Genomic DNA, 22,285 nt, shown 5'->3' with positions numbered 1-22,285 from the left:
ATGGCCGGGACCGCGGCCCGAGGGCTCTCCCGCGCCTCGCTCGCCATCCACCAGCCGCCCACCGACCTCGGCGGTTCCGTGGGCGGCCGGATCGGCGAGGTGAGGTTCCAGTTCAACCCCGACCAGTTGCGGCTGAGCCGGTCGGCGAACTGGCACACCGAGCCGGCCGTCGCGTACACCCGCGGCGCGCCGCCGAAGTTCACCGGCAGCGAGCCGGCCCGGCTCCAGCTGGAGGTGTTCCTCGACCGGTCCGCCTCCCCGTCCTCGAAGGACGTGCAGCAGCAGGTCGAACTCCTGCTCTCCTGCTGCGAGGTGACCCCGCAGAGCATCGACGCGAAGGCGCCCTCGCCGCCGTGGGTGGAGTTCTCCTGGGGCTCGTTCTCGACCGTGCAGTTCGTCGCGTACGTGACCTCGGTCGCGGCGACGTACACCCTGTTCAGCCCCAGCGGCGTGCCGATCCGGGCCACCTGCGCGCTCTCCCTCACCGAGGTCGCCACCGCGGCCAAGAAGCAGAACCCGACCTCCGGCGCGCTCTCGGCGCGCCGGGCGCACCGCACGGTCGCCGGGGACTCGCTCGCCTCCCTCGCCTGGCGGGAGTACGGCGACGCGACCCGCTGGCGGGTCATCGCCGAGGCGAACGGCATCGACGACCCGATGCGGCTGCGCCCCGGCACGGAACTGCTGCTCCCGTCCACCACCGACCTGCCGGAGATCCAGGGCGCCCCATGAGCGAGAAGACCTTCACCACCGTCCTCCACGTGCAGCTCGACGGCACGCCGCTGCCGGATCCGCTGGCGGTCCGGCTCACCGAGGGCTGGGTGGACGCCAGCGTCAACGTCCCGTCCGCGTTCCAGCTGACGTTCGGCGACAAGGACGGCACCCTCACCGAGAAGTTCCCGTACCTCAAGGTCGGGGCGATGGCGGTGCTTTCGCCGTTCACCGACGGGCGGCTGGGCGAGCCCATGCTGACCGGCGAGGTCACGGCCGTCGAGGTGGACGCGGCGCCGGGCCACGGCCGGTACCTGATCCTGCGCGGGTACGACCCCGGCCACCGGCTGCTGCGCAACCGGCGCGTCGAGGGCTATCCGAACATGACGGCCTCCGACATCGCGCGGAAGCTGGCCGGGCTCAACCGCATCCCGATCGGGCGGGTCGACGCCACGCCGGCGGTGTACGAGCTGGCGACCCAGCCGAACATCACGGACTGGGACTTCCTGTCCCGGCTCGCGCGGGAGAACGACGTGCGGCTGTCCCTGGACCCGGCGGGCCGGCTCGTGTTCGCCGCGCTGCCGCCCGCCTCCGCCGCGCCCTCCGACACCACGCCGGCCGCGACCAGCCCGTACGTCCTGGACTTCGGGACGAACACGCTGCACAGCCGGGTGTCGGTGACCGCCGCCGGGCAGGTCGGGAGGGTCGACGTGCGGGGCTGGGACCCGCGCACCAAGCAGGCCCTCACCTCGCCGACCCCGGCGACGGCGAGCCGGGACATCGTCTCCGACATCACCCCGGCGCAGCTCTCCGCGCCCTTCGGGGCGGCCGAACTCGCCGCGACGGGAACGCCGTTCACCACCCAGGCGGAGGTGACGCAGGCGGCCTCGGCGCTCGCCGACGACGTCACCGGCTCGTTCGCGGAGGTGGAGGTGGCCGTCACGGGCAATCCGGCGCTGAAGCCGGGGCAGCCGGTGGCGGTGAAGGGCGCGGGCTTCCCCTTCGAGGGGCGGTACACGGCGACCGGGGTCCGTCACGTCTTCGCGTCGGGGCGGCAGTTCACGACCTGGCTGACGGTGTCGGGCCGGCAGTTCCGCTCGCTGTACGGGACGGCCTCGGGCGGCGGGGAGCCGGCGCCGCCCATGCCGGGCGTGGCGGTCGCGCTCGTCACCAACACCAAGGACCCGCTCTCGCTGGGCCGGGTCCGGCTGCGGTTCCCGTGGCTGTCGGCGACGTACGAGAGCGGCTGGTGCCGGGTGGCGCAGCTCGGCGGGCGCGGGGGCGGCGGCCTGGTCCTGCCGGAGGTCGACGACGAGGTGCTGTGCGCCTTCGACCGGGGCTCCCTGGAGCATCCGTACGTCCTGGCGGGGCTGTACAACGGCGTCGACCGGCACACCCAGGCCACCGACCGGGTCCCGGCGGTCGACCCGACGAGCGGGCGGGTGCAGTGGCGCGCGCTGACGTCCCGCACGGGCCACACGGTGGAGCTGCGGGAGGAGGGCGGCCGGACGCGCGCCTCGCACGGCATCCGGCTGCGCACCTCGAAGGGGGGCCTGAGCGTCGAGCTGAACGAGGCCCGCACCACCCTGACCATCGACAGCGAGGGCACGGTCACCATCACGGGGGCCCGGGGCGTGACGGTCGAGTCGGGGACGGACCTGAAGCTGTCGGCGGTGGGCCGGATCGAGCTGAGCGCGGGGAGGGGCGTGGACATCAAGGCGGGGGCGAAGTTCAAGGTGGCGGCGCTGACCCAGGCCGTCGTCAACGCGCCGTCGTTCATCACCTCCACGGTCCCGATGCCCAACCCGGTCGTGGCGAACCTGCCGTTCTGACCCCGCCGTTCCCACCACCCCTTCCCGAGGAGGACGTTCCTTGAGTGAGCACTTCGTCGGCGCCGGCTGGGCCTTCCCCCTGCGCACCGGCCCGAGCGGCTCCATCGCACTGGTGCGGCGCGACCGCGAGATCGAGGAGTCGATGCGCCTCGTGCTGGCGACGGCGCCGGGCGAGCGGCCGATGCGGCCCGAATTCGGCTGCGCAGTCCACGAGTTGGTGTTCGCGCCGGTCAACGACGCGACGATGGGGCGGATCCGGTACGCGGTGGCGACCTCGCTCGACCGCTGGGAGCCGCGCATCGAGGTGGAGGACGTCACGGTCTCCCCCGCCCCCGAGGAGCCGACCACCCTGCACATCGACGTCCGCTACCGGGTGCGCGGCGCCAACAACCCGCGCAACCTCGTCTTCCCCTTCTACGTCATCCCCTCCGAGGACTGAAAGAGCCGCCATGGCCCTGCCCGCACCCCACCTCGACGACCGGCGCTTCCAGCAGTTCGTCGACGACGCCAAGCGCTACATCCAGCAGGCGTGCCCCGAGTGGACCGACCACAACGTCTCGGACCCGGGGGTCACGCTCGTCGAGGCCGTCGCGCACATGGCGGACCAGCTCGTCTACCGCCTCAACCGGGTCCCGGAGAAGAACCACCTGGCCTTCCTCGACCTGCTCGGGGTGACGCTGTTCCCGCCGGCCGCCGCCCGCGCCGACGTCACCTTCCGGCTGTCCGCGCCGCAGCCGGAGCCGGTGCTGCTGCCGGCCGGCACGGAGGTGTCGACGGGGCGCACGGAGACGGAGGAGGCGGTGGTCTTCGCGACCACCGACGACCTGACGGTGGTGCCCTGCGCGCTGACGCACCTGCTGCGCCAGGAGGCCGGGGGCGCGCCCGAGGACCGCTTCCAGGCGATGGTGGGGGGCGAGGACGTGCCGGCGTTCTCGCCGCTGCCGCGCGTCGGCGACCTGCTGCTCCTGGGGCTTTCGGCGGCCGTGCCGGACTGCGTCCTCGTGCTCGACCTGGACAGCCGGGTGGACGGCGTCGGCGTGGACCCGCGCAGGCCGCCGCTGGTGTGGGAGGCGTGGTCGGCGACCGAGGGCTGGACGGCGTGCGAGGTCGACGAGGACACCACGGGCGGGCTCAACCGGCCGGGCGAGGTGGTGCTGCACGTGCCGTCGGGGCACGCGCCCTCACGGCTCGGCGGGCACGAGGCGGGCTGGGTGCGCTGCCGGGTGGTGGCGCCGGCCGAGGGGCTGCCGTCGTACAGCGAGTCGCCGACGGTGCGGGCGGCGGGGGCGTTCACCATCGGCGGCACGGTCCGCGCGGCGCACGCCGAGACGGTGCGGAACGAGCTCCTCGGCGAGTCCGAGGGCGTTCCGGGGCAGCGCGTGCGGCTGGCGCACGCGCCGGTCGTGGACCGGCCGCCGCTGCTGCTCCAGATCGCGGAGCACGCGGACGGCGAGGACGGCGGGGCCTCCGGCTCCGGGTGGCTGGAGTGGACCGCCGTCCGCGACTTCGCGTCCTCGCGCCCCGGCGACCGGCACTTCACCCTGGACGCGACGACCGGCGAGATCGCCTTCGGTCCGAGCGTGCGCCGACCGGACGGCACGCTGCGGCAGTTCGGAGCCGTGCCGCCGAAGGGGGCGGCGATCCGCGCGGTCCGCTACGGCACCGGGGGCGGCCGGGCGGGCAACGTGGCCCGGTCCACGATCAGCGTGCTGCGCAGCTCCATCCCGTACATCGCGCGGGTCGAGAACCGGGAGGCGGCGCGGGGCGGGGTCGACGGGGAGACCGTCGAGGAGGCGAAGGCCCGCGCGCCCATCACGCTGCGGGCGCAGGAGCGGGCCGTGACCGCCCGCGACTACGAGGAGCTGGCCCGGCGGGCGGCGCCGGAGGCCGCGCGGATCGCGTGCCTGGCGGCGGACGCGGCCGAGGCGGGCGAGAACGCGGTCCGGGTCCTGGTGGTGCCGCAGGCGGTGCCGGACCGGGGCGGGCGGCTGCGGTTCGAGCAGCTGGTGCCGGGCGAGGAGCTGCTGTCCCGGGTGACCGGCTTCCTGGACGAGCGGCGCCCGCTGGGCACCCGGCTCGCCGTGGGTCCGCCGTTCTACCAGGGGGTGACGGTGGTGGCGACGCTGCACGCGTTCCGGGCGGCGGAGGCGGAGCGGGTGCGGGCCGAGGCGCTCGACGTGCTGTACGCGTACCTGGACCCGCTGACGGGCGGGGCGCACGGCGAGGGGTGGGCGTTCGGGCGTCCGCTGCGGGCCGGGGAGGTCTTCGCGGCGCTCCAGCGGGTGCCGGGGGTGGAGCTGGTGGACGAGGTCCTGCTGCATCCGGCGGACCCGCTGACGGGCCGCCGGGGCGACACGACGGACCGGATCGAGCTGGGTCCTTCGGCGCTGCTCTTCCCGTTCGACCACCGCGTCCGCGTGATCGAGGCGCGGTGAGCGGCGGGCCGGGCGGTTCGGCGCGCGGTACGGTCCCCGGGCTCGCGACCCCGTGCCCGCTGGGGGCGGCGCTGCCGGCCGTCTACGCGGAGGACGACTTCGGGCAGCGGTTCACGGCCGGTCTGGACGTGGTCCTCGCCCCGCTCTTCAACGTCCTGGACTCGCTGGAGGCGTACTTCTCGCCCGCCCTGGCGCCGGCCGACTTCGTGGACTACCTGGCGACGTGGGTGGGCGCGGAGCTGGAGGGCACCGAGTCCCTCGCGCTGCGCCGGCGCGCGGTCGCCTCGGCGGTGGCCCTGCACCGGGTGCGGGGCACCCGGCAGGGGCTCGCGGCGGCGGTCCGGCTGGCGTTCGGCGTGCCGCCGGAGATCACCGAGAGCGGCGGGGCGGCCTGGTCCGTCCGTCCGCTCGGCCCGTTCCCGGGGACGCCGGCGGCCGGGCTGCACGTCGCCCTCCGGGTCGCCGACCCGGCCGCCGTCGACCCGCACCGGCTGCACGCGGTGGTGGCGGCGGCCCGCCCGGCGCACCTGCCGTTCACGGTCGCGGTGACCCCGTCCCGTACATCCGAATCCCCCGTAGAGGAGCCCGACCCCCATGAGTGACGCCCCCGAGACCCGCCCCTGCCCGGACTGCGCGGGTCCGGTGCGCGCGGCGAACCAGTCGTTCTGCGACGGCTGCGGAGCGTTCCTGCGCTGGGACGCCCCGGCGGAAGCGCCGCGCGAGGTGCCGGAGGAGACCACGACGCCCCTGCCGGCGGTGCCCCCGGAGCCGGAGACGCCGGTGCGGGAGGCGGAGCCGAGGCCGGTACGGGAGGAGGCGCCGTCTCCGGAGGCCCCGAGGCCCGAACGGCCCCCCGTCCCCGCCCCGTCCTCGGTCCCGCCCCCCGCTCCCTCCCCGTCCCCGTCCCCGTCCCCGTCCCCGGAGACGGTCGCGCGTTCGCTCCTGGTGCCGGTCCCGGAGGACCGGGCGCCGGAGCCCGCGGTCGCGGCCCCGGTGCTCCCGGCGCGCCCGGAGGCGGCGCGGCCGGCGGTCCGGGCGGCGGGGGTCCCGGCCCCGGTCCCGGGCGGCACGCCGTGCCCGGCCTGCCTGCTCGCGAACGCGCCCGGCCGCCACTTCTGCCGCTTCTGCGCGACGCCGATGGTCCCGGAGCGGATCTCCGCGGCCGAGGGCCCTTACGCGGGCCGGCGCCCCGGACCGACCCGTGACCGGAGCCGCTGGATCGTCCGGGCGCTGATCGCCGCGGGGGTCGCGGCCGTGGTGGTCGGCGGGGTGTTCGGCGGTCCGCCGGCGGCCCGCGCGGTCCAGGACCACTTCGCGACCCGGGTCCCGGTGCTTCCCGTCTCGTGGACGGCGTCCCACTCGGCGCCGGGCCAGGAGCCGAAGCTGGCGGGCGACGGCTACTCCAACACCTGGTGGGGCACGGGGTACGCGGGCGACTCCGAGGGCCAGTACCTGGAGGCGGCGTTCGCGGAGCCGACGGACCTGCTGAACCTCCTGATCACCCCGGGCAGCGCGAAGAACACCACCCAGGCGGACGGCCAGGCGACCCCGCGCACCTTCGACCTGGTGGTCAAGGACGCGTCGGGCGAGGTCCGCGTCTCCCACCACCGCGTCAACGACGGCGGCACCCAGCGCGTCGACCTCCGCGTCCGCGACGCCCTCTCGGTCCGTCTGGTCCTCCGCACGGCCTGGCGCGCCGACCCGCGCAAGCAGGTGGCCGTCGCGGAACTGGAGTTCTTCGGGAGGTCGGTGTCCTGAGGCCCGGAAGGACGGGGACGGGGGGCCGCCGCTTCCGGGCGGACCGCCCCGTCGTCCCGTTCCCCCGCCTGCGCTGCCTCTACTTCTCCGCGAGCGCCAGCCCCCGGCTGATCACCAGCCGCTGGATCTGGTTCGTGCCCTCGAAGATCTGCATGATCTTGGCCTCGCGCATGTAGCGCTCCACCGGGAAGTCCCGCGTGTAGCCGTAGCCGCCGAGGACCTGGACCGCGTCCGTGGTGACCTTCATGGCCGTGTCGGTGGCGATGAGCTTGGCGGCGCTGGCCTGGCGGCTGAAGGGGCGGCCGAGGTCACGGCGGCGGGCCGCGTCCAGGTAGGTGGCGCGGGCCGCGTCGACGGCGGCGGCCATGTCGGCGAGCAGGAAGCCGAGGCCCTGGTGGTCGACGAGCCGGCGGCCGAAGGTGGTGCGCTCGTTGGCGTGGGCGACGGCGGCGCCCAGGGCGGCCTGGGCCAGGCCGGTGGCGCAGGCGGCGATGCCGAGGCGGCCGTTGTCGAGGGCGCTGAAGGCGATCTGGAGGCCCTGGCCCTCCTTGCCGATGAGACGGTCCTCCTCCAGGAGGGCGCCGTCCCAGTAGGCGGCGGTGGTGGGCACGGCCTGGAGGCCCATCTTGCGTTCGGGCGCGCCGAAGCTCAGCCCCTCGGTGGCGCCGGGGGCCAGGAAGCAGGAGACGCCGTGGCTGCCGGGGGCCGTGCGGGCGAAGAGGGCGTAGAAGTCGGCCCGCCCGCCGTGGGTGATCCAGGCCTTGGTGCCGGTGACCCGGTACCCGCCGTCCTCCTGCCGCTCCGCCTTGCAGCTGAGGGCCGCCGCGTCGGAGCCGGCCTGCGGCTCCGAGAGGCTGTAGCCGCCGATGGTCCGGCCCTCCAGCATCGCGGGCAGCCGGCGCTCCTTCTGCTCCGTCGTGCCGAAGGCGTGCAGCGGGTGGCAGGCCAGGGTGTGGACGCTGGTGGCGACGGCCACGGCCGCCCAGCGCGCGGCCAGTTCCTCCAGGACCTGGAGGTAGACCTCGTACGGCTGGCCCCCGCCGCCGTACTCCTCGGGGTACGCGAGGCCCAGGAGCCCCGCCTCGCCGAGCGTCGCGAAGAGCCCTTCGGGATAGGTCTCGGCGGCCTCGTGCTCGTCCACCCGGGGAGAGAGCTCCTTGTCGGCGATCTGCCGGGTGAGGGCGATGAGGTCCGCGGCTTCGGGGGTGGGAAGCAGGCGGTCGACATCCATGGCGACTCCAGCGGCGCGCAAAGTGGTACTGGGGAGGGTACTCCAGTACCGGTCAGAGTAGCGCAGCGGTGGTCGGCCGCAACCCCCGGAGCCGTGCCGCCCGGACCGGCCCCGCGCGCGCGGGGCCACGGCCCCCTCCCGGCGCGGCCTGGAATACTGGGCGGGTGATCGAGACCTCCGCCGCCGACACCCCGCAGCTGACGGGCCGCGGAGCGGCGCGCCGCTCCGCGCTCTTCGAGGAGCTCGTCGCCCTCCTCGTCGGCGAGGGCTTCGCCGGCCTGACGCTCGACGACCTCGCCGCCCGGCTGCACTGCTCGAAGCGGACCCTGTACGGCCTGGCCGGCAGCAAGGAGCAGCTGGTCCGGGCGGCGGTCGTGCACTTCTTCCGGCGCGCCACGGCCCGGGTCGAGGCCGTCCTCGCCGCCGCGACCGGGCCCGCCGAGCGGCTCGCCGCCTATCTGCGGGCGGTCTCGGCCGAGCTGGCGCCGGTCTCGCCGCAGTTCTTCGACGACGTGGCGGCCTTCGAGCCCGCCGCCGAGGTGTACGAGCGCAACACGCGCGCGGCCGCGGGACGGGTCCAGCAGCTGATCGAGGAGGGGGTGCGGGCCGGGGTCTTCCGCGAGGTGCACGTGACCTTCGCCGCCGACGTCATCTCCTCGGTCATGGTCCGCATCCAGCGGCGCCAGGTCGCCGCCGCGACCGGCCTGGCCGACGCGGAGGCGTACGACCAGCTCGCCGAACTGCTCCTCAGCGGCCTCCGGAAGGCCTGAGCCTCCGGAAGGCCCGATTCTCCGGAAGGCCCGGCTCGCGGGGGCCGGGGACACGGAGACCTCCCCACACCCCCACGCGAATGGCCGGTTTCCACCCCCGCCCCTCCCTCACCCTGCGCGCCCGCTCCCCTACTCTGTGCCGCGCCACTGACCACCCCCCTCCCAGGGAGACCTCCGCGTGGAGCACAGCCGCACCGTCCTCAGGATCCGCGCCGTACTCGCCGCCATGGGCGTCACCGCCGCCCTCACCGCGGCTCCCGCGGCGCAGGCCGCACCCGTCGAGAGCGCCGGGAAGCACCGGCCCGCGCCCTGCACCGGGGAGTTCCGCGGCGACGCGCGGCTCGGCCCCGCGTACCTGCCGGACAAGCGGCGGAAGCCGGTCGGGCCGCTGCTCAAGGGCTACCACCGGACCGGGAAGCTCTCCCCCGCCGCCTTCCTCAAGAAGTACTGGGAGGGCCCGGCCGACACCGGCGGCTGGAAGTACCCGCCGAACGACGGCTTCGGCGAGGTCGACAAGGCGCCCGAGCTGCTGGTGAGGGGCGAGCGCCTGGACCGCTTCGGCTCGGAGTTCGGCGGCTACCTGGCCCCCGCGGGCGACGCCTACGCGAAGCGGGCGCTGCCCCCGCAGAACCTCGACACCCGTGACGCCGCCTTCCCCTGCGACTACCACCTGTACGAGGTGACGCGGGCGTTCGTGGTCTGGGAGGGCTCCATCGCGCCCTGGTTCGAGCAGCCGGGCGGCGGCCGCCAGATCAAGCTGGACCCGGCGTTCCTCGACCCGGGCGAGGGGCGGCGCCTCAACGTGAAGTGGCTGCTCGACAACGGCTACCTCGTGCGCGTCCCCGCATGACCGACCACCGCCGCACGCTGGAACGGGCGCTCCAGGAGGCCGGGGTGCCCGCCGGCTACTACTGGATCGAGGGCGTCCACGAACCCTCCCCCGTCCCGACCGACTTCGCCTATCTGCGGGCGGCGCCGGGCGGGGACGGCTGGGAGACCGGGGTGTACGAGCGGGGCGCGTACGAGCCGGTGGCCACGCATCCGGCCGAGGCGGACGCCTGCGCCCACCTCCGGACGCTCCTGGGAGCCCAGTCCCGGGGCCCGGGAGGCACTTCCCCGGCACGTCCCGCGTTCGGGAAGTGAAGGCGACGGGGCCACGACCGCCTTATTTCACCTCATGACTTAAAGCTAAAGATAATGTCGCGACCCCGGCCCCGCAGCGGTATGTTCGATCAGGACTACTTCACCAGGGGGCCCAGTGACCAAGCGGAGCGGACGCACCGTCCGTGACCTGCGGCGCGAGAACCGCACCGCCGTCCTCCAGCGCCTGTACTTCGACGGGCCGACGAGCCGCTTCTCGCTGGGCCCCGCGACCGGGCTGAGTTCCGGCTCGATCAGCAACGTGGTGGCCGAACTCGTCGCGGAGGGCCTGGTCGAGGAGGCGGGCAGCGTCGACTCGGCCGGCGGGCGCCCGCGCACCCTGCTGCGGATCTCCCCCGGCAGCGGCTTCATGATCGGCGTCGACGTCGGCGAGACCCGGGTCAGGATCGAGCTGTTCGACCTCGCCCTCACCGAACTCGCGCGCGCCGAGCGCCCGCTGGCCGTGGGCGGTGCGCACCCGCACGACCGGTACGAGGTCGGGGTCGTCGTCGGGCACGTCCGGGACGGCATCGCGGAGGTGCTGCGGACCGCGGACGTGCCCGCCGAGCAGCTCCTCGGCGTCGGCGTCGGCGTCCCCGGCATCGTGGCCCGGACACCGGAGGACGGCGCGGTCGTGCACGGCCAGACCGTCGACTGGGACGGCGTGCCCCTGGAGCGCCTGCTCCGGGAGAGCGTGGAGCTCCCGGCCTCGGTGCCGTACCGGATCGAGAACGGCGCCAAGACCCTCGGCCAGGCCGAGATGTGGTTCGGCGCGGGGCGCGGCGCGCGCAGCGCCGTCGTCGTGCTCTTCGGCTCCGGCGTCGGCGCCTGCGTGGTCACCGACCCGACGGTGCCGGGGCGGGCGGTCGAGTGGGGCCACCTGAAGGTGCGGGTGCGGGGCCGCCGCTGCCGTTGCGGGGCCCTGGGCTGCCTGGAGGCGTACGCGGGCGCGGAGGCGCTGCTCGAACGCTGGCGGGAGGCGGGCGGGCGCCCCCCGGAGGACGCGGACGAGGAGACGGCCCTCACCGCCATGCTCGCCGCCGCGCGTCCCGCCGACGCCGGGACCCCGCCCGACCCCACGGCGCTCGCCGTCCTGGAGGAGACCGCCGAGTACCTGGGCGCCGGGTTCGCCGACCTCATCAACCTCTTCCAGCCCGAGCGCATCCTCGTCGGCGGCTGGGCCGGACTCCAGCTCGGCACCCGCTTCCTGGAGACGGTCGAGGGGTACGCGCGGGAGTACGCCCTGACGTACCCGGCGGCCCACGTGGACATCGGCCTGGGGACGCTCGGCCCGGACGCGGTCACGGTCGGCGCGGCGATCCTGCCGCTCGCGGACTTCTTCGCGCGCGGCGGACGGCGGGCGGAGACCGGGGGCGAGGCGGCCGGGGAGCAGCCGGTGTGGGCGACGGCCGTGCGGGAGCGGACGGCGCACTGATCCCAACCGGCCCCCTCTCCCCCTTGTGTCATCCATTTGACACAAGCTGCGGGGCCCGCCATCTTGTACTCGACACATGACACAAGAGTTCCGACGGGGGTCCCCATGCTCGACTCCGCCCCGCCCGCTCCGCTCCGGCCGGCCCGCGCCGAACTGCTCGTCCGGTGGGGCGGTGCGGCGATCGGCGCGGCGGCGGCCTGGACGGTCGCCCACGGCGCCGGGCTCGGGCTCGACGTCCTCCACGCCCTGCCGGTCTTCGCCGTCTGCGCCACGGCGGGCGTCCTGGCCGCCGACGCGCTGACCCCGGGGCCCGGCGGGGGCGCGGTGCGGCTCGCGGGCCTCGTCCCGCGCCGCGTCCGCGACGTCCTGCCGACCGGTTTCGCCCTCCTGCTCGCCGCCGAGGCCGCCGTGCTCCTCGCGCTGCTCGCCGTCGCCGCGCTCACCGCCGCCCCGGACGACACGGGCGGGGCGGGCCGCACGCTCAGCGTCGCCTGTACGAGCCTGACGGAGTCCCGGGGCCCCTGGCCCGGCCTCTTCTACGGCCTCCCGGTGCTCGCCGCCCTCGCGGCCGGCACCGCCGCCTGCGGCTACGCCCTGCGCCGCATCACCGGGCGCCCGGTCCCCGGCGGCGACTCCGCGGTGGCGGCGGACGACGCCCGGCGGCGCCGGGAACGCGCCCGCGCCGTGACGGCCGCGTGGGGCCTCCTGGTCTCGGCGCCGCTGGCCGGCGCCGCCCTCTTCGCCTCCGGCGCGCTGCGCTCGCTGTCCTGCGTGGGGCCCCTGGTCCACACCGCCGGCCTGCTCCTGCTGCCGGTCGCCGCGGTCGCGGCCGGGACGGCGCTGTGGTCGCTGTTCACCGTCCTCGCCCCGCCGGCCTCCCCCCGGAGCGGGCCGTGAACGGTCCGGCCGTACGCGTGGACACGACCGGCCCGGTCCCGCCGTACGAGCAGATCCGCTCCCAGCTCGCGGCGCTCATCGACGGCGGGGTCCTGCCGGAGGGCGAACGGCTCCCCACCGTCCGGCAGCTCGCCGCCGACCTGGGGCTCGCCCCCGGCACCGTGAACCGCGCCTACAAGGAGCTGGAGGCCGCGGGCCTGGTCCGCACCCGCCGGGGCGCGGGCACCAGGGTCGCCGCACGCCCGAACGCGGCCCCCGTCGACACCGCCGCCCTCACCCGTCTCGCCCGCGCGTACGTCGCCGGGGCCCGCGCGACGGGCGCCGACGAGACGGCCGCCCTGGCCGCCGTACGGGCGGCCCTGGACGCGCCGTCCGCCTGACGGCCCCTCAAGAGGACTCCCTGCGGGCGGGGAAGCCGTGGGTGCGGGCCGCGACGACCACGGCCGCCACGGGAACCAGGAGGGCGAGCACGCTCCAGGGCAGGGCCCCGGTGCCGAACGCGTCGAGGAGGAGGCCGCCGACCACCCCGCCGCCCGCCATGGCGACGTTCCAGAGGGTGACGAGCATCGCCTGCGCCGCGTCGGCCTGCTCGCCGCCCGCGTCGCCCGCCGCCGTCTGCAACAGGGTCGGCGCGCCGCCCCAGCCCAGGCCCCAGAGCACCACCGCGCCGTACACGAGCGCGGGCGACCGCGCGAACAGCGCGAGGATCCCGCCGGCCACCGCGACGAGCAGCGTGCCGGTGATCATCAGGGCCCGGAGCCGGCGGTTGATCAGGCTGCCGACGGCCCAGATGCTCAGCAGCGAGGCGGCGCCGAAGACCAGGAGGACGACGTCGGCCCGGCCGCCCATCCCGAGGCGGTCGAGGAAGGCGGCGATGTAGGTGTAGAGGAGGGTGTGGGCGAGGACGAAGACGAGGGTGACGGCGAGGACCGGGGCGACGCCGGGAACCTTGAGCGCGGCCGTCGTCGACGGCGAGGAGCCCTTCTCCGGGCGGTGTCCCGGGTAGTCCGGGACGGCGGCCAGGATCCAGCCGAGGAGGACCAGCGTCAGGCCGGTCATGACGAGGAAGGCCGTCCGCCAGTCGACGACCCTGCCGACGAACGTCCCGGCGGGCACGCCGAGGGAGAGCGCGACGGGGATGCCCGCCATGGCCACCGCGATGGCCTTGCCCTGGAGATGCGCGGGGGCCATCCGCCGGGCATAGCCCGCGAGCAGCGCCCACGCGAGGCCCGCCGCGACCCCCGCGGCGAACCGGGCCCCCATCGTCAGCGCGTAGGAACCGGAGAGCGCCGTCACGGTGTTGGCGAGGGCGAACCCGCCCATGGCCGTCAGCAGGAGCCGGCGGCGGCGCCATCCGGCGGTCGCGGCGGAGAGCGGGACGGCGGTGAGGACGGTGCCGAGGGCGTAGATCGTCACCGTCTGCCCGGCGGCGGACTCGCCGACGCCCAGGTCGCCGCCCATCGCGGGCAGCAGCCCGGCGGGCAGCGTCTCGGTGAGGCTCGTGATGAACACGGCGGTCGCCAGGGCGAGCAGCGCCGGCAGGGGCAACCCGCCGGACGGGGAAGGGTTTTCGGCCCGCCCCGAGGGGGCGGCGGGACGGGGAGAGGGTCCTCTGGTCAGGTCTGTGCTCGACATGGCAGCATGGTCGAACCCTTCCATTGATGTGAAGGTCAAGCGGGATCCGGAAGAGCGTCGCGGGAACGCGGGGAGGGCGGGGATCGTGCGCATCGGGGAGCTGTCGGAACGCACCGGGGTCTCCCGCCGGATGCTGCGCTACTACGAGGAGCAGGGCCTCATCGCCTCCCACCGGTGCGCCAACGGCTACCGCGACTACCCCGAGCCCTGCGTGGACCGCGTCCAGCAGGTGCGCGGGCTGCTCGACGCGGGCCTCTCGACGCAGACGATCCGCAGGATCCTGCCCTGCCTCGGACCGCCCGGCCGCATCGACATCCCGAACCCGACGCCGGAGACGATCGCGCTCCTGGAGCTGGAGTGCGCGCGCATGGCGCAGCGGATCGACCGGCTGACCCGCAACCGGGACGCCATGGCCGCGTACCTCGCGGACGTCCGCAGGGCGGCCCCGGCCGCACCGGCCGCCTGACGCCTGCCGGTGCGGCGCGGGGGCCGCGAACCCCTGTGCGCCCCAAGCCCGTTGACTTGGACGGCACTCCAGGTTCTAGCGTCGACCCGTCGGCCACAAGACGATCGGACGGTGGAAGAACATGGGTGTGTGGTTCGTCACGGGCGCCTCGCGCGGGCTCGGCGCGGAGATCACGCGTGAGGCGCTGGGCCGCGGGCATCGCGTGATCGCCGCGGCGAGGGACGCGTCGGCGGTGCTCCGCGCGTACGGGGAGAAGCCGGACGGACTGCTGGCGGTGACCGCGGACGTGACCGAACCGGAGCGGCTGGCGGCCGCGGTGGAGTCGGGTCTGAAGGAGTTCGGCCGGATCGACGTCGTGGTCAACAACGCGGGTCACGGCCTGGTGGGAGCGGTCGAGGAGACCTCCGACGAGGCCGTCCGGGCGCTGTTCGACGTCAACGTGTTCGGCGTGCTCAACACCTTGCGGGCGACCCTGCCGACGCTGCGCGCCCAACGGTCCGGACACGTCGTGAACATCGGCTCCGTGGGCGGCTTCGCCACCGTTCCGGCGGCGGGCCTGTACGGTGCGTCGAAGTTCGCCCTGGAGGGCATCTCCGAAGCGCTGCACGGCGAGCTGGCCCCGCTCGGCGTGCGCGTCACGATCGTGGAACCGGGCGGCTTCCGCACCGACTTCCTCAGCGCCTCCAGCATCCGGGTCGAGCCGGCCGCCATCGGGGACTACGCCGTCGGCGCGGGGCCGGTGCGCGAGGCGCTGGCCCGGAACGACGGCCGCCAGCCGGGTGATCCGGCGAAGGCGGCCAGGGCCGTCGTCGACGTCACGGAGGCCGCCGAGCCTCCGCTGCGGCTGCAGTTGGGCGCGGACGCGGTGGAGCGCGTCGAGGCGAAGCTGGACCTGGTGCGGCGCGAACTCGACCGGTGGCGTCACGTGGCCCTCTCGACCGGCATCGGGGAATCCGCCCGCTGACCGGGCGCCCCGGTCAGGCGGGGGCGAAGAGGTCCCCGGGCGCGTCGTCGAGCACGAAGCCGTTGTCGAAGCGGACGCGGACGGCCGTGCGGAGCTTGCGCTCCAGGTGGGCGGTCCAGGCGGGTTCCAGGGCGGCGACCCGTTCTTCGAGCTGCCGCCCGCTGGCCGGGGGCATCTGGTGGCCGAAGTCGTCCAGGAGGGACTTGAGCCGCTCGTACTCGCGCACCTCCGGGCTCTGCGGACGGTCCTCGTCCACCCGCTCGACCGTGCCCTCGGCGCCCGCCGCCAGGGCCAGGAACCCCGCCCCGGCGCCCGGCTCCGCCGGGGGTCCGCCGGCCGGGACCACCTCTCCGGCCAGCCTGAGGTCCACCGTGAGCCGCACTCGCCGGCCCTCTTTCAGCATCGTCGGTCCTTCGTCCTCGGGATGGTCGGCCGCACGCGTGGCCGCCTCGATTATCGCGCCCGGAAGCCACGACCCCGTTTCGGGGGCCGGTTCGCGGTTATGCGGCCTTTCACAAGGACAAGGGTTTTCCAGGTTCTCGGAGAGGAGCCGACGTGTCGGGCAACGAGAAGATGAAGGCCATGGGCGAGCAGGTCAAGGGCGCCGTCAAGGAGAACACGGGCCGTGCGCTCGGCGACGAGCGGATGGCCGGCGAGGGCCGCGCCGAGCGCGCCAAGGGCGACGCCCGGGAGGCCAAGGAGAAGACGAAGGACGCCTTCAAGCACTGACCCTCCGGGTCGGCACACGCCGCGGCCCCCGGCCCCTCACGGGGTCGGGGGCGCGGCGCGTGCGGGGCCGGACGGGCCGCGCGCGAGGGGCCGCACGGGCGGGGTCGTACAGGCGGGGTCGTACGCGAGGAGTCGTACGCGAGGGAGGGAGGGGCCCTGATGGGATCCGTCGGGCAGGACAGGGGCGCGGTCCGGCGCGGCCCCGTGGCGATCGGTCGCGATCTGGTGCTCGCGGTCGGGCTCGCGGGGACGTGCGTGGGCGGTCTGGCGCTCTTCTTCAAGACGGCCGAGGCGGCCGGGGACCGGGGCTCGGGGGTGCCGGCCGCCCTTCTGGTGGCGTTCGCCGCCCTCGGGGCTCTGGCCGTCGGGTTCGCGCTGATCAGGAGGGGCGCGGCGTCCGCCGGAAGGCGCGGGGCCTTCCGTACGGCCGTCGCCGCGCCGGTCCCGGCGGCGCCCGGCGTCGGCGCGGAGGTGCTGGAGCACACGCTGGTGGACCGCGCGCCGCTGGACCACACCGCGCTGGATCACGCGGCGGTGGACCCCGACGGCTTCGAGCACACGGTCGCCGCGCTCTGCGCGCGGGACGGCTGCACCCCCGTGGAGGTGGTCGGCGGCGCGGGCGACCTGGGCGCCGACGTGATCGCGACGACCGCGGACGGGCGCCGGGTGGTGCTCCAGTGCAAGCAGTACGCGGACGACCACCGGGTGGGTTCCCAGGACCTCCAGCGGTTCGGCGGCACCTGCTTCACCGTCCACGAGGCGGACGTGGCCGTGCTCGTGACCACCAGCTCGCTCACCGCGCCGGCCGCCGAGTACGCCGCCACGTGCGGGATCGTCTGCGTGGACGGCGAGGCCCTGGCCGCCTGGACGGACCAGCTCGCGCCTCCCCCGTGGGAGGCGCTTCCGGTGGATCCGGCCTGACGGCGGGGGCGGGGACGCTCCTCCGGGCCGCGGAACCGGCCCGGAGGCGGGAGCGCCCCTAGGGCGTGTGTCGAAAGTCCCGCCTGCCCGGCGGGCAGACGGCGCCACTTTCGGCACACGCCCTAGGCCGCCGAACCTATCCGGCCCGCCGGCCCCCGGGGCCCGTCGTGGTGGATCGGGGTGTGGGCTCCGGTGAGGGAGGTTCCCGTGCCGCCCCGGCGGTCGGCGACGATCTCGGCGCCGATCGAGAGGGCGGTCTCCTCCGGCGTGCGGGCGCCGAGGTCGAGGCCGATCGGGGAGCGCAGCCGGGCGAGTTCGAGTTCGGTGACGCCGACCTCGCGCAGCCGCTCGTTGCGGTCCAGGTGGGTGCGGCGGGAGCCCATCGCGCCGACGTAGGCGACGGGGAGCCGGAGGGCGACCCGGAGCAGGGGGACGTCGAACTTGGCGTCGTGGGTGAGGACGCAGAGCACGGTCCGGCCGTCGACCTCGGTGGACTCCAGGTAGCGGTGGGGCCATTCGACGACGAGCTCGTCGGCCTCGGGGAAGCGGGCCGGGGTCGCGAAGACGGGCCGGGCGTCGCAGACGGTGACGTGGTAGCCGAGGAACTTGCCGACCCGGACGAGCGCGGCGGCGAAGTCGATGGCGCCGAAGACGATCATGCGGGGGGCGGGGACGGAGGACTCGACCAGGAGGGTCAGGGGCTGTCCGCAGCGGCTGCCGTCCTCGCCGATCTCCACGGTGCCGGTGCGGCCCCCGTCGAGCATCGCGCGGGCCTCGCCGGCCGCGGTGCGGTCCAGTTCGGGGTGGCCGCCGAGCTTTCCCTCGTACGAGCCGTCGGGGCGGACCAGGAGGGCCCGGCCGAGCAGGTCGTCGGGGCCGGAGACGATCCGGGCCAGGGCCGCCGCCTCGCCCTCGACGGCGGCGGCGAGCGCGGCGGGGAGGACCCCGCCGCGGACCGGGGTGACGAGGATGTCGATGATCCCGCCGCAGGTCAGGCCGACGGCGAAGGCGTCCTCGTCGCTGTAGCCGAAGCGCTCGACGACGGCGCGTCCGTCATCGAGGGCCTGGACGCACAGGTCGTAGACCGCGCCCTCCACGCACCCGCCGGAGACCGATCCGATCGCCGTGCCCTCGCTGTCGACGGCGAGCGCGGCGCCCGGCTGCCGGGGCGCGCTGCCGCCGACCGCCACCACGGTGGCGACGGCGAAGTCGCGTCCCTGCTCGACCCACCGGTGCAGCTCTTCGGCGATGTCCAGCATCTCGGTTCTCCTTGGAAGGTGCGGGAGGGCGGTGGGGGCGTCAGCCGACGCCGAGCCAGCTCTCGATCGGATGGATGGCGAAGTACACGACGAAGATCGCGGTCAGGCCCCACATGAAGGCCCCGACCTCCCTCGCCTTCCCCTGCGCGGTCTTGATCACCGCGTAGGAGATGACACCGGCGGCGACACCCGTGGTGATGGTGTACGTGAACGGCATCAGGACCACGGTGAGGAAGACCGGGATCGCCACGGAGCGGTCGCTCCAGTCCACGTGCTTGGCGTTCTGCATCATCATCGAGCCGATGACGACCAGGGCCGCGGCGGCGACCTCCTGCGGCACGATCGCGGTGAGCGGGGTGAAGAAGAGGCAGAGGGCGAAGAAGCCGCCGGTGACCACGGAGGCCAGGCCGGTGCGGGCGCCCTCGCCGACGCCGGTGGCGGACTCGACGAAGACCGTCTGGCCCGAGGCGCCGACGCCGCCGCCGATGACGCCGCCGGCGCCGTCGATGAAGAGGGCCTTGGAGAGGCCGGGCATGCGGCCCTTGTCGTCGGCGAGCCTGGCCTCGGTGCCGACGCCCAGGATGGTCGCCATGGCGTCGAAGAAGCCGGCCAGCACCAGGGTGAAGACGATCATGGTGATCGTGATGTAGCCGACGTCTCCCCAGCCGCTGAAGGAGACCTCTCCGAGGAGCGAGAAGTCGGGGGCGGAGACGGCGCTGCCGTGCAGCTCCGGCGGACCGGAGAACCAGGCCTTGGCGGATATGTCGGCGACCGCGTTGAGGATCACCGCGACGACCGTGCCGACGACGATGCCGATGAGGATGGCGCCGGGGATGTTGCGGGCCTGGAGGGCGAAGATCAGGAGCAGGGTGACGGCGAAGATCAGGACGGGCCAGCCCTGGAGCTCGCCGGCCGGGCCGAGGGAGACGGGGCCGCCGCCCGGGGCGGGGTTCTCGTGGACGAAGCCGGCCTTCACGAAGCCGATGATCGCGATGAAGAGGCCGATGCCGATGGTGATGGCGTGCTTCAGGGCGAGCGGGATCGCGTTCATGATCATCTCGCGGAGGCCGGTGACCACCAGGAGGCAGATCACCGCGCCGTACGCCACGGACATGCCCATGGCCTGCGGCCAGGTCATGACGGGGACGACCTGCGAGGCCATCACGCCGGAGACGCTCAGACCGGCGGCGAGGGCGAGCGGGACCTTGCCCCAGAAGCCCATCAGGAGGGTCGTCGCGGCCGCGGCGAGGGCGGTGGCCGTGATGAGGGCCGGCTGGCCGAGCAGGTTCCCGTCGACGTCCTTGCCGCTGAGGATCAGGGGGTTGAGCAGGAGGATGTACGCCATCGCCATGAAGGTGGTGACGCCGCCGCGGACCTCCGTCGCGACGGAGGATCCTCTCTCCGAGATGTGAAAGTACCGGTCGAGCCAAGACCTGCCGGCGGGGGTGCGCGAGCCGGAGCCCGCGTCCTCGGCGCTGGTCTTGGGCTCCACTGACGACTGGGTCATGGGGCCTACTCCCAAGGTTCAAAGGGGCACCCGCGACGGACTTCGAAGGGTTCTGGTCCGGTGAAGCTGCGGGATTTGGGATGGTGCACGGCTGCACGACCCGGGGGACGGCCCGAGACGAACGGGGGGCTCCGGGCGGTACGGGCGGGGAGGGTGGCGTTCCCGGTACGGGCCGTACCGCCCGGAGGGTCCTACAGGGTGCCGGTGAGCGCCTCGGGGCGGACCGGCGTCTTGTTGAGCTCCAGGCCCGTCGCGTTCCGGATCGCCGCGAGGACGGCCGGGGTGGACGACAGGGTCGGGGCCTCGCCGAGTCCCCGCAGGCCGTACGGCGCGTTGGGGTCGGCCAGCTGGAGCACGTCGACCGGGATGGTCGGCGTGTCGAGGATCGTCGGGATCAGGTAGTCCGTGAAGGAGGGGTTGCGCACCTTCGCGGTCTTCGGGTCCACGATGATCTCTTCCATCACCGCGACGCCCAGGCCCTGGGTGGTGCCACCCTGGATCTGGCCGACGACGGAGAGCATGTTGAGCGCCTTGCCCACGTCCTGGGCGGTGGCGAGCTCGACGACCTTGACGAGGCCGAGCTCGGTGTCCACCTCGACGACCGCGCGGTGCGCGGCGAAGGTGTACTGGACGTGGCCGTCGCCCTGGCCGGTGACCAGGTCGAAGGGGACGGTCGGGCGGTGCCGGAACTCCAGCTCCAGGTCGACCGGGTCCTCGCCCTCCAGGACGTCGGCGAGGGTCGCGAGGACCTCGCCGCCGTCGGTGACGACCTTGCCGCCCTCCAGGAGGAGTTCGGCGGTCGCCCAGGCGGGGTGGTAGGAGCCGTTCTTGCGGCGGCCGATCTCCAGGACCTTCTCGCGGACGGCCTCGCAGGTGTTCTTCACCGCGCCGCCGGTCATGTACGTCTGCCGGGAGGCGGACGTGGAGCCGGCGGAGCCGACCTGGGTGTCGGCCGGGTGGATGGTGACCTGCGTGACGCCGAGCTCGGTGCGGGCGATCTGGGCGTGCACGGTGACGCCGCCCTGGCCGACCTCCGCCATGGCCGTGTGGACCATGGCGACGGGCTCGCCGTTGATGACCTGGAGGACCACGCGGGCGGTCGAGTAGTCGTCGAAGCCCTCGGAGAAGCCGACGTTCTTGATGCCGACGGCGTAGCCGACGCCGCGGACGACGCCCTCGCCGTGCGTGGTGTTGGAGAGGCCGCCGGGCAGCGCGCGGACGTCGGCCTGCTCTCCGGCGGCGAGCCACTGCTGCTCGGGCGGCATCGGGCGGGCCTTGACCCGGCGGAGCAGCTCGGCGACCGGGGCGGGCGAGTCGACGACCTGTCCCGTGGGCATGAGCGTGCCCTGTTCCATGGCGTTGATCTGCCGGAACTCGACCGGGTCCATGCCCAGCTTCGCCGCGAGCTTGTCCATCTGCGCCTCGTACGCGAAGCACGCCTGGACCGCGCCGAAGCCGCGCATCGCGCCGCAGGGCGGGTTGTTGGTGTAGAGGGCGACCGCCTCGATCTCGACGTCGTCGACCACGTAGGGGCCGGCGCCGAGCGAGGAGGCGTTGCCGACGACGGCCGGGGAGGCCGAGGCGTAGGCGCCGCCGTCGAGGACGATCCGGGCCTTGAGGTGGGTGAGCTTGCCGTCCTTGGTGGCGCCGTGCTCGTAGTGGAGCTTCGCCGGGTGGCGGTGCACGTGGCCGAAGAAGGACTCGAAGCGGTTGTAGACGATCTTGACCGGCTTGCCGGTGCGGAGCGCCAGGAGGCAGGCGTGGATCTGCATCGACAGGTCCTCGCGGCCGCCGAAGGCGCCGCCGACGCCGGAGAGCGTCATGCGGACCTTCTCCTCGGGCAGGCCGAGGACGGGCGCGATCTGCCGCAGGTCGGAGTGGAGCCACTGGGTGGCGACGTACAGGTCGACGCCGCCGTCCTCGGCCGGTACGGCGAGGCCGGACTCGGGGCCGAGGAAGGCCTGGTCCTGCATGCCGAAGACGTACTCGCCCTCGACGATCACGTCGGCCCGCTTGCGGGCCTCCTCCACGTTTCCGCGGACGATCGGCTGGCGGTGCACGATGTTGGGGTGCGGGACGTGTCCCGCGTGGTGGTCGTCGCGGCCCTCGTGGAGGAGGGGCGCGTCGGGGGCGAGCGCGGAGGCCTCGTCGGTGACGAGGGGCAGCTCCTTGTACTCGATCCTCACCTTGGCGGCGGCGCGGCGGGCCGTCTCCGGGTGGTCGGCGGCGATCAGGGCGACCGGCTCGCCGTGGTGCCGCACCCGGCCGTGGGCGAGGACGGGGGTGTCCTGGATCTCCAGGCCGTAGTTCTTCGTCTCGGCCGGCAGGTCGTCGTAGGTGAGGACGGCGTACACGCCGGACATCGCCAGGGCCTCGGAGACGTCGATGGAGACGATCTCGGCGTGGGCGACGGTGGAGCGGAGGGTCTGGCCCCAGAGCATGTCCTCGTGCCACATGTCCGAGGAGTACGCGAACTCTCCGGTGACCTTGAGGGTGCCGTCGGGGCGGAGCGTGGACTCGCCGATGCCGCCCTTGGTGTGGTTCTGGGTGACGTTGGTGGGCGTACCGGCGGGGACGGTACGGGTGTTCTGCGCCATG

Annotated in this window: 22 protein-coding genes; 16 read left to right on the top strand and 6 right to left on the bottom strand. The window is 74.6% G+C overall.

Annotated features, from left to right (window positions below; genetic code table 11):
* The 6 genes from ACIQKA_RS28130 to ACIQKA_RS28105 are packed head-to-tail and all read left to right on the top strand — an operon-like array spanning nt 1 to nt 6,733.
* Entirely contained in the window at nt 1-729 is a 729-nt protein-coding gene (locus ACIQKA_RS28130; protein ID WP_402542771.1) for a LysM peptidoglycan-binding domain-containing protein, read from the top strand.
* Nucleotides 726-2,540, top strand: coding sequence for a VgrG-related protein (locus tag ACIQKA_RS28125; RefSeq protein ID WP_383155505.1), 1,815 nt, complete (start codon nt 726-728; stop codon nt 2,538-2,540). Before ACIQKA_RS28130 ends, ACIQKA_RS28125 begins: the two co-directional genes overlap by 4 nt.
* A gap of 40 nt (nt 2,541-2,580) precedes the next feature.
* Complete coding sequence (locus ACIQKA_RS28120) at nt 2,581-2,979, top strand: GPW/gp25 family protein (RefSeq protein WP_383155507.1); 399 nt, start codon at nt 2,581-2,583, stop codon at nt 2,977-2,979.
* A 10-nt stretch (nt 2,980-2,989) separates the two neighbouring features.
* Complete coding sequence (locus ACIQKA_RS28115) at nt 2,990-4,975, top strand: putative baseplate assembly protein (protein WP_402542770.1); 1,986 nt, start codon at nt 2,990-2,992, stop codon at nt 4,973-4,975.
* Nucleotides 4,972-5,577, top strand: coding sequence for a phage tail protein (locus tag ACIQKA_RS28110; RefSeq protein ID WP_383155512.1), 606 nt, complete (start codon nt 4,972-4,974; stop codon nt 5,575-5,577). Before ACIQKA_RS28115 ends, ACIQKA_RS28110 begins: the two co-directional genes overlap by 4 nt.
* A complete protein-coding gene (locus ACIQKA_RS28105; RefSeq protein ID WP_402542769.1) occupies nt 5,570-6,733 on the top strand; it encodes an NADase-type glycan-binding domain-containing protein in 1,164 nt (387 codons plus the stop codon). The genes ACIQKA_RS28110 and ACIQKA_RS28105 overlap by 8 nt, the downstream gene beginning before the upstream one ends.
* 79 nt (nt 6,734-6,812) lie before the next feature.
* Here ACIQKA_RS28105 and ACIQKA_RS28100 read toward each other — a convergent pair whose 3' ends face one another.
* On the bottom strand, nt 6,813-7,964 hold the full coding sequence (locus ACIQKA_RS28100) for an acyl-CoA dehydrogenase family protein (protein ID WP_402542768.1): 1,152 nt from the start codon (nt 7,962-7,964) through the stop codon (nt 6,813-6,815).
* A gap of 164 nt (nt 7,965-8,128) precedes the next feature.
* Here ACIQKA_RS28100 and ACIQKA_RS28095 point away from each other — a divergent pair, with 164 nt between their 5' ends.
* The 6 genes from ACIQKA_RS28095 to ACIQKA_RS28070 all read left to right on the top strand — a co-directional run bounded on the left by ACIQKA_RS28095 (nt 8,129) and on the right by ACIQKA_RS28070 (nt 12,586).
* Nucleotides 8,129-8,734, top strand: coding sequence for a TetR/AcrR family transcriptional regulator (locus ACIQKA_RS28095; protein ID WP_365541544.1), 606 nt, complete (start codon nt 8,129-8,131; stop codon nt 8,732-8,734).
* 226 nt (nt 8,735-8,960) lie between these two features.
* Entirely contained in the window at nt 8,961-9,584 is a 624-nt protein-coding gene (locus tag ACIQKA_RS28090; RefSeq protein WP_402542779.1) for a TNT domain-containing protein, read from the top strand.
* Nucleotides 9,581-9,877 carry a hypothetical protein gene (locus tag ACIQKA_RS28085; protein WP_383155519.1) on the top strand — a complete coding sequence of 99 codons (297 nt, stop codon included), beginning with the start codon at nt 9,581-9,583 and terminating at the stop codon, nt 9,875-9,877. Before ACIQKA_RS28090 ends, ACIQKA_RS28085 begins: the two co-directional genes overlap by 4 nt.
* 115 nt (nt 9,878-9,992) lie before the next feature.
* The gene (locus ACIQKA_RS28080) at nt 9,993-11,309 is read left to right on the top strand and encodes an ROK family protein (protein ID WP_383155521.1); all 1,317 of its coding nucleotides are present in this window, start codon (nt 9,993-9,995) and stop codon (nt 11,307-11,309) included.
* Between the two features lie 105 nt (nt 11,310-11,414).
* Nucleotides 11,415-12,206, top strand: coding sequence for a hypothetical protein (locus ACIQKA_RS28075; RefSeq protein WP_402542767.1), 792 nt, complete (start codon nt 11,415-11,417; stop codon nt 12,204-12,206).
* Nucleotides 12,203-12,586 carry a GntR family transcriptional regulator gene (locus tag ACIQKA_RS28070; RefSeq protein ID WP_383155525.1) on the top strand — a complete coding sequence of 128 codons (384 nt, stop codon included), beginning with the start codon at nt 12,203-12,205 and terminating at the stop codon, nt 12,584-12,586. Before ACIQKA_RS28075 ends, ACIQKA_RS28070 begins: the two co-directional genes overlap by 4 nt.
* A 7-nt stretch (nt 12,587-12,593) precedes the next feature.
* Here ACIQKA_RS28070 and ACIQKA_RS28065 read toward each other — a convergent pair whose 3' ends face one another.
* Nucleotides 12,594-13,841, bottom strand: coding sequence for an MFS transporter (locus ACIQKA_RS28065; RefSeq protein WP_383155528.1), 1,248 nt, complete (start codon nt 13,839-13,841; stop codon nt 12,594-12,596).
* Between the two features lie 85 nt (nt 13,842-13,926).
* On the opposite strand from ACIQKA_RS28065, the gene ACIQKA_RS28060 reads away from it, so the two are divergent.
* The gene (locus tag ACIQKA_RS28060; RefSeq protein WP_383155530.1) at nt 13,927-14,307 is read left to right on the top strand and encodes a MerR family transcriptional regulator; all 381 of its coding nucleotides are present in this window, start codon (nt 13,927-13,929) and stop codon (nt 14,305-14,307) included.
* Between the two features lie 121 nt (nt 14,308-14,428).
* Nucleotides 14,429-15,271 (top strand): oxidoreductase, encoded by an 843-nt coding sequence (locus ACIQKA_RS28055; protein ID WP_383155532.1) that lies wholly within the window; start codon nt 14,429-14,431, stop codon nt 15,269-15,271.
* Nucleotides 15,272-15,284: 13 nt separating this feature from the next.
* Here ACIQKA_RS28055 and ACIQKA_RS28050 read toward each other — a convergent pair whose 3' ends face one another.
* Nucleotides 15,285-15,674 carry a hypothetical protein gene (locus tag ACIQKA_RS28050; protein ID WP_383155534.1) on the bottom strand — a complete coding sequence of 130 codons (390 nt, stop codon included), beginning with the start codon at nt 15,672-15,674 and terminating at the stop codon, nt 15,285-15,287.
* 170 nt (nt 15,675-15,844) lie between these two features.
* Here ACIQKA_RS28050 and ACIQKA_RS28045 point away from each other — a divergent pair, with 170 nt between their 5' ends.
* Nucleotides 15,845-16,000 (top strand): CsbD family protein, encoded by a 156-nt coding sequence (locus ACIQKA_RS28045; RefSeq protein ID WP_402542778.1) that lies wholly within the window; start codon nt 15,845-15,847, stop codon nt 15,998-16,000.
* A gap of 159 nt (nt 16,001-16,159) precedes the next feature.
* Entirely contained in the window at nt 16,160-16,921 is a 762-nt protein-coding gene (locus ACIQKA_RS28040; protein ID WP_402542766.1) for a restriction endonuclease, read from the top strand.
* A 122-nt stretch (nt 16,922-17,043) separates the two neighbouring features.
* Here the strand turns inward: ACIQKA_RS28040 and ACIQKA_RS28035 are convergent, their stop codons facing one another.
* The 3 genes from ACIQKA_RS28035 to pucD form a co-directional block, all read right to left on the bottom strand.
* Complete coding sequence (locus ACIQKA_RS28035; RefSeq protein WP_402542765.1) at nt 17,044-18,180, bottom strand: XdhC family protein; 1,137 nt, start codon at nt 18,178-18,180, stop codon at nt 17,044-17,046.
* Nucleotides 18,181-18,220: 40 nt separating this feature from the next.
* The gene (locus ACIQKA_RS28030) at nt 18,221-19,687 is read right to left on the bottom strand and encodes an NCS2 family permease (RefSeq protein WP_402542764.1); all 1,467 of its coding nucleotides are present in this window, start codon (nt 19,685-19,687) and stop codon (nt 18,221-18,223) included.
* Between the two features lie 191 nt (nt 19,688-19,878).
* Entirely contained in the window at nt 19,879-22,284 is a 2,406-nt protein-coding gene (pucD, locus tag ACIQKA_RS28025) for a xanthine dehydrogenase subunit D (protein WP_383155544.1), read from the bottom strand.
* Nucleotide 22,285 lies beyond the last annotated feature (1 nt).

The sequence above is a fragment of the Streptomyces sp. NPDC092045 genome (assembly GCF_044756005.1).
Taxonomy (GTDB): domain Bacteria; phylum Actinomycetota; class Actinomycetes; order Streptomycetales; family Streptomycetaceae; genus Streptomyces.
The sequence above is the reverse complement of the archived record's forward strand: the minus strand, read 5'-3'. Positions and strand labels throughout refer to the sequence as shown.

What these genes read in the sequence shown, in the direction of transcription:
- ACIQKA_RS28125 (WP_383155505.1), top strand. Translation starts at nt 726, where the DNA reads ATGAGCGAGAAGACCTTCACCACCGTCCTCCACGTGCAGCTCGACGGC.
- ACIQKA_RS28040 (WP_402542766.1), top strand. Translation starts at nt 16,160, where the DNA reads ATGGGATCCGTCGGGCAGGACAGGGGCGCGGTCCGGCGCGGCCCCGTG.
- ACIQKA_RS28050 (WP_383155534.1), bottom strand. Translation starts at nt 15,674, where the DNA reads ATGCTGAAAGAGGGCCGGCGAGTGCGGCTCACGGTGGACCTCAGGCTG.
- ACIQKA_RS28055 (WP_383155532.1), top strand. Translation starts at nt 14,429, where the DNA reads ATGGGTGTGTGGTTCGTCACGGGCGCCTCGCGCGGGCTCGGCGCGGAG.
- ACIQKA_RS28065 (WP_383155528.1), bottom strand. Translation starts at nt 13,841, where the DNA reads ATGTCGAGCACAGACCTGACCAGAGGACCCTCTCCCCGTCCCGCCGCC.
- ACIQKA_RS28085 (WP_383155519.1), top strand. Translation starts at nt 9,581, where the DNA reads ATGACCGACCACCGCCGCACGCTGGAACGGGCGCTCCAGGAGGCCGGG.
- ACIQKA_RS28035 (WP_402542765.1), bottom strand. Translation starts at nt 18,180, where the DNA reads ATGCTGGACATCGCCGAAGAGCTGCACCGGTGGGTCGAGCAGGGACGC.
- ACIQKA_RS28030 (WP_402542764.1), bottom strand. Translation starts at nt 19,687, where the DNA reads ATGACCCAGTCGTCAGTGGAGCCCAAGACCAGCGCCGAGGACGCGGGC.
- ACIQKA_RS28115 (WP_402542770.1), top strand. Translation starts at nt 2,990, where the DNA reads ATGGCCCTGCCCGCACCCCACCTCGACGACCGGCGCTTCCAGCAGTTC.
- ACIQKA_RS28130 (WP_402542771.1), top strand. Translation starts at nt 1, where the DNA reads ATGGCCGGGACCGCGGCCCGAGGGCTCTCCCGCGCCTCGCTCGCCATC.
- pucD (WP_383155544.1), bottom strand. Translation starts at nt 22,284, where the DNA reads ATGGCGCAGAACACCCGTACCGTCCCCGCCGGTACGCCCACCAACGTC.
- ACIQKA_RS28100 (WP_402542768.1), bottom strand. Translation starts at nt 7,964, where the DNA reads ATGGATGTCGACCGCCTGCTTCCCACCCCCGAAGCCGCGGACCTCATC.
- ACIQKA_RS28105 (WP_402542769.1), top strand. Translation starts at nt 5,570, where the DNA reads ATGAGTGACGCCCCCGAGACCCGCCCCTGCCCGGACTGCGCGGGTCCG.
- ACIQKA_RS28075 (WP_402542767.1), top strand. Translation starts at nt 11,415, where the DNA reads ATGCTCGACTCCGCCCCGCCCGCTCCGCTCCGGCCGGCCCGCGCCGAA.
- ACIQKA_RS28045 (WP_402542778.1), top strand. Translation starts at nt 15,845, where the DNA reads ATGAAGGCCATGGGCGAGCAGGTCAAGGGCGCCGTCAAGGAGAACACG.
- ACIQKA_RS28090 (WP_402542779.1), top strand. Translation starts at nt 8,961, where the DNA reads ATGGGCGTCACCGCCGCCCTCACCGCGGCTCCCGCGGCGCAGGCCGCA.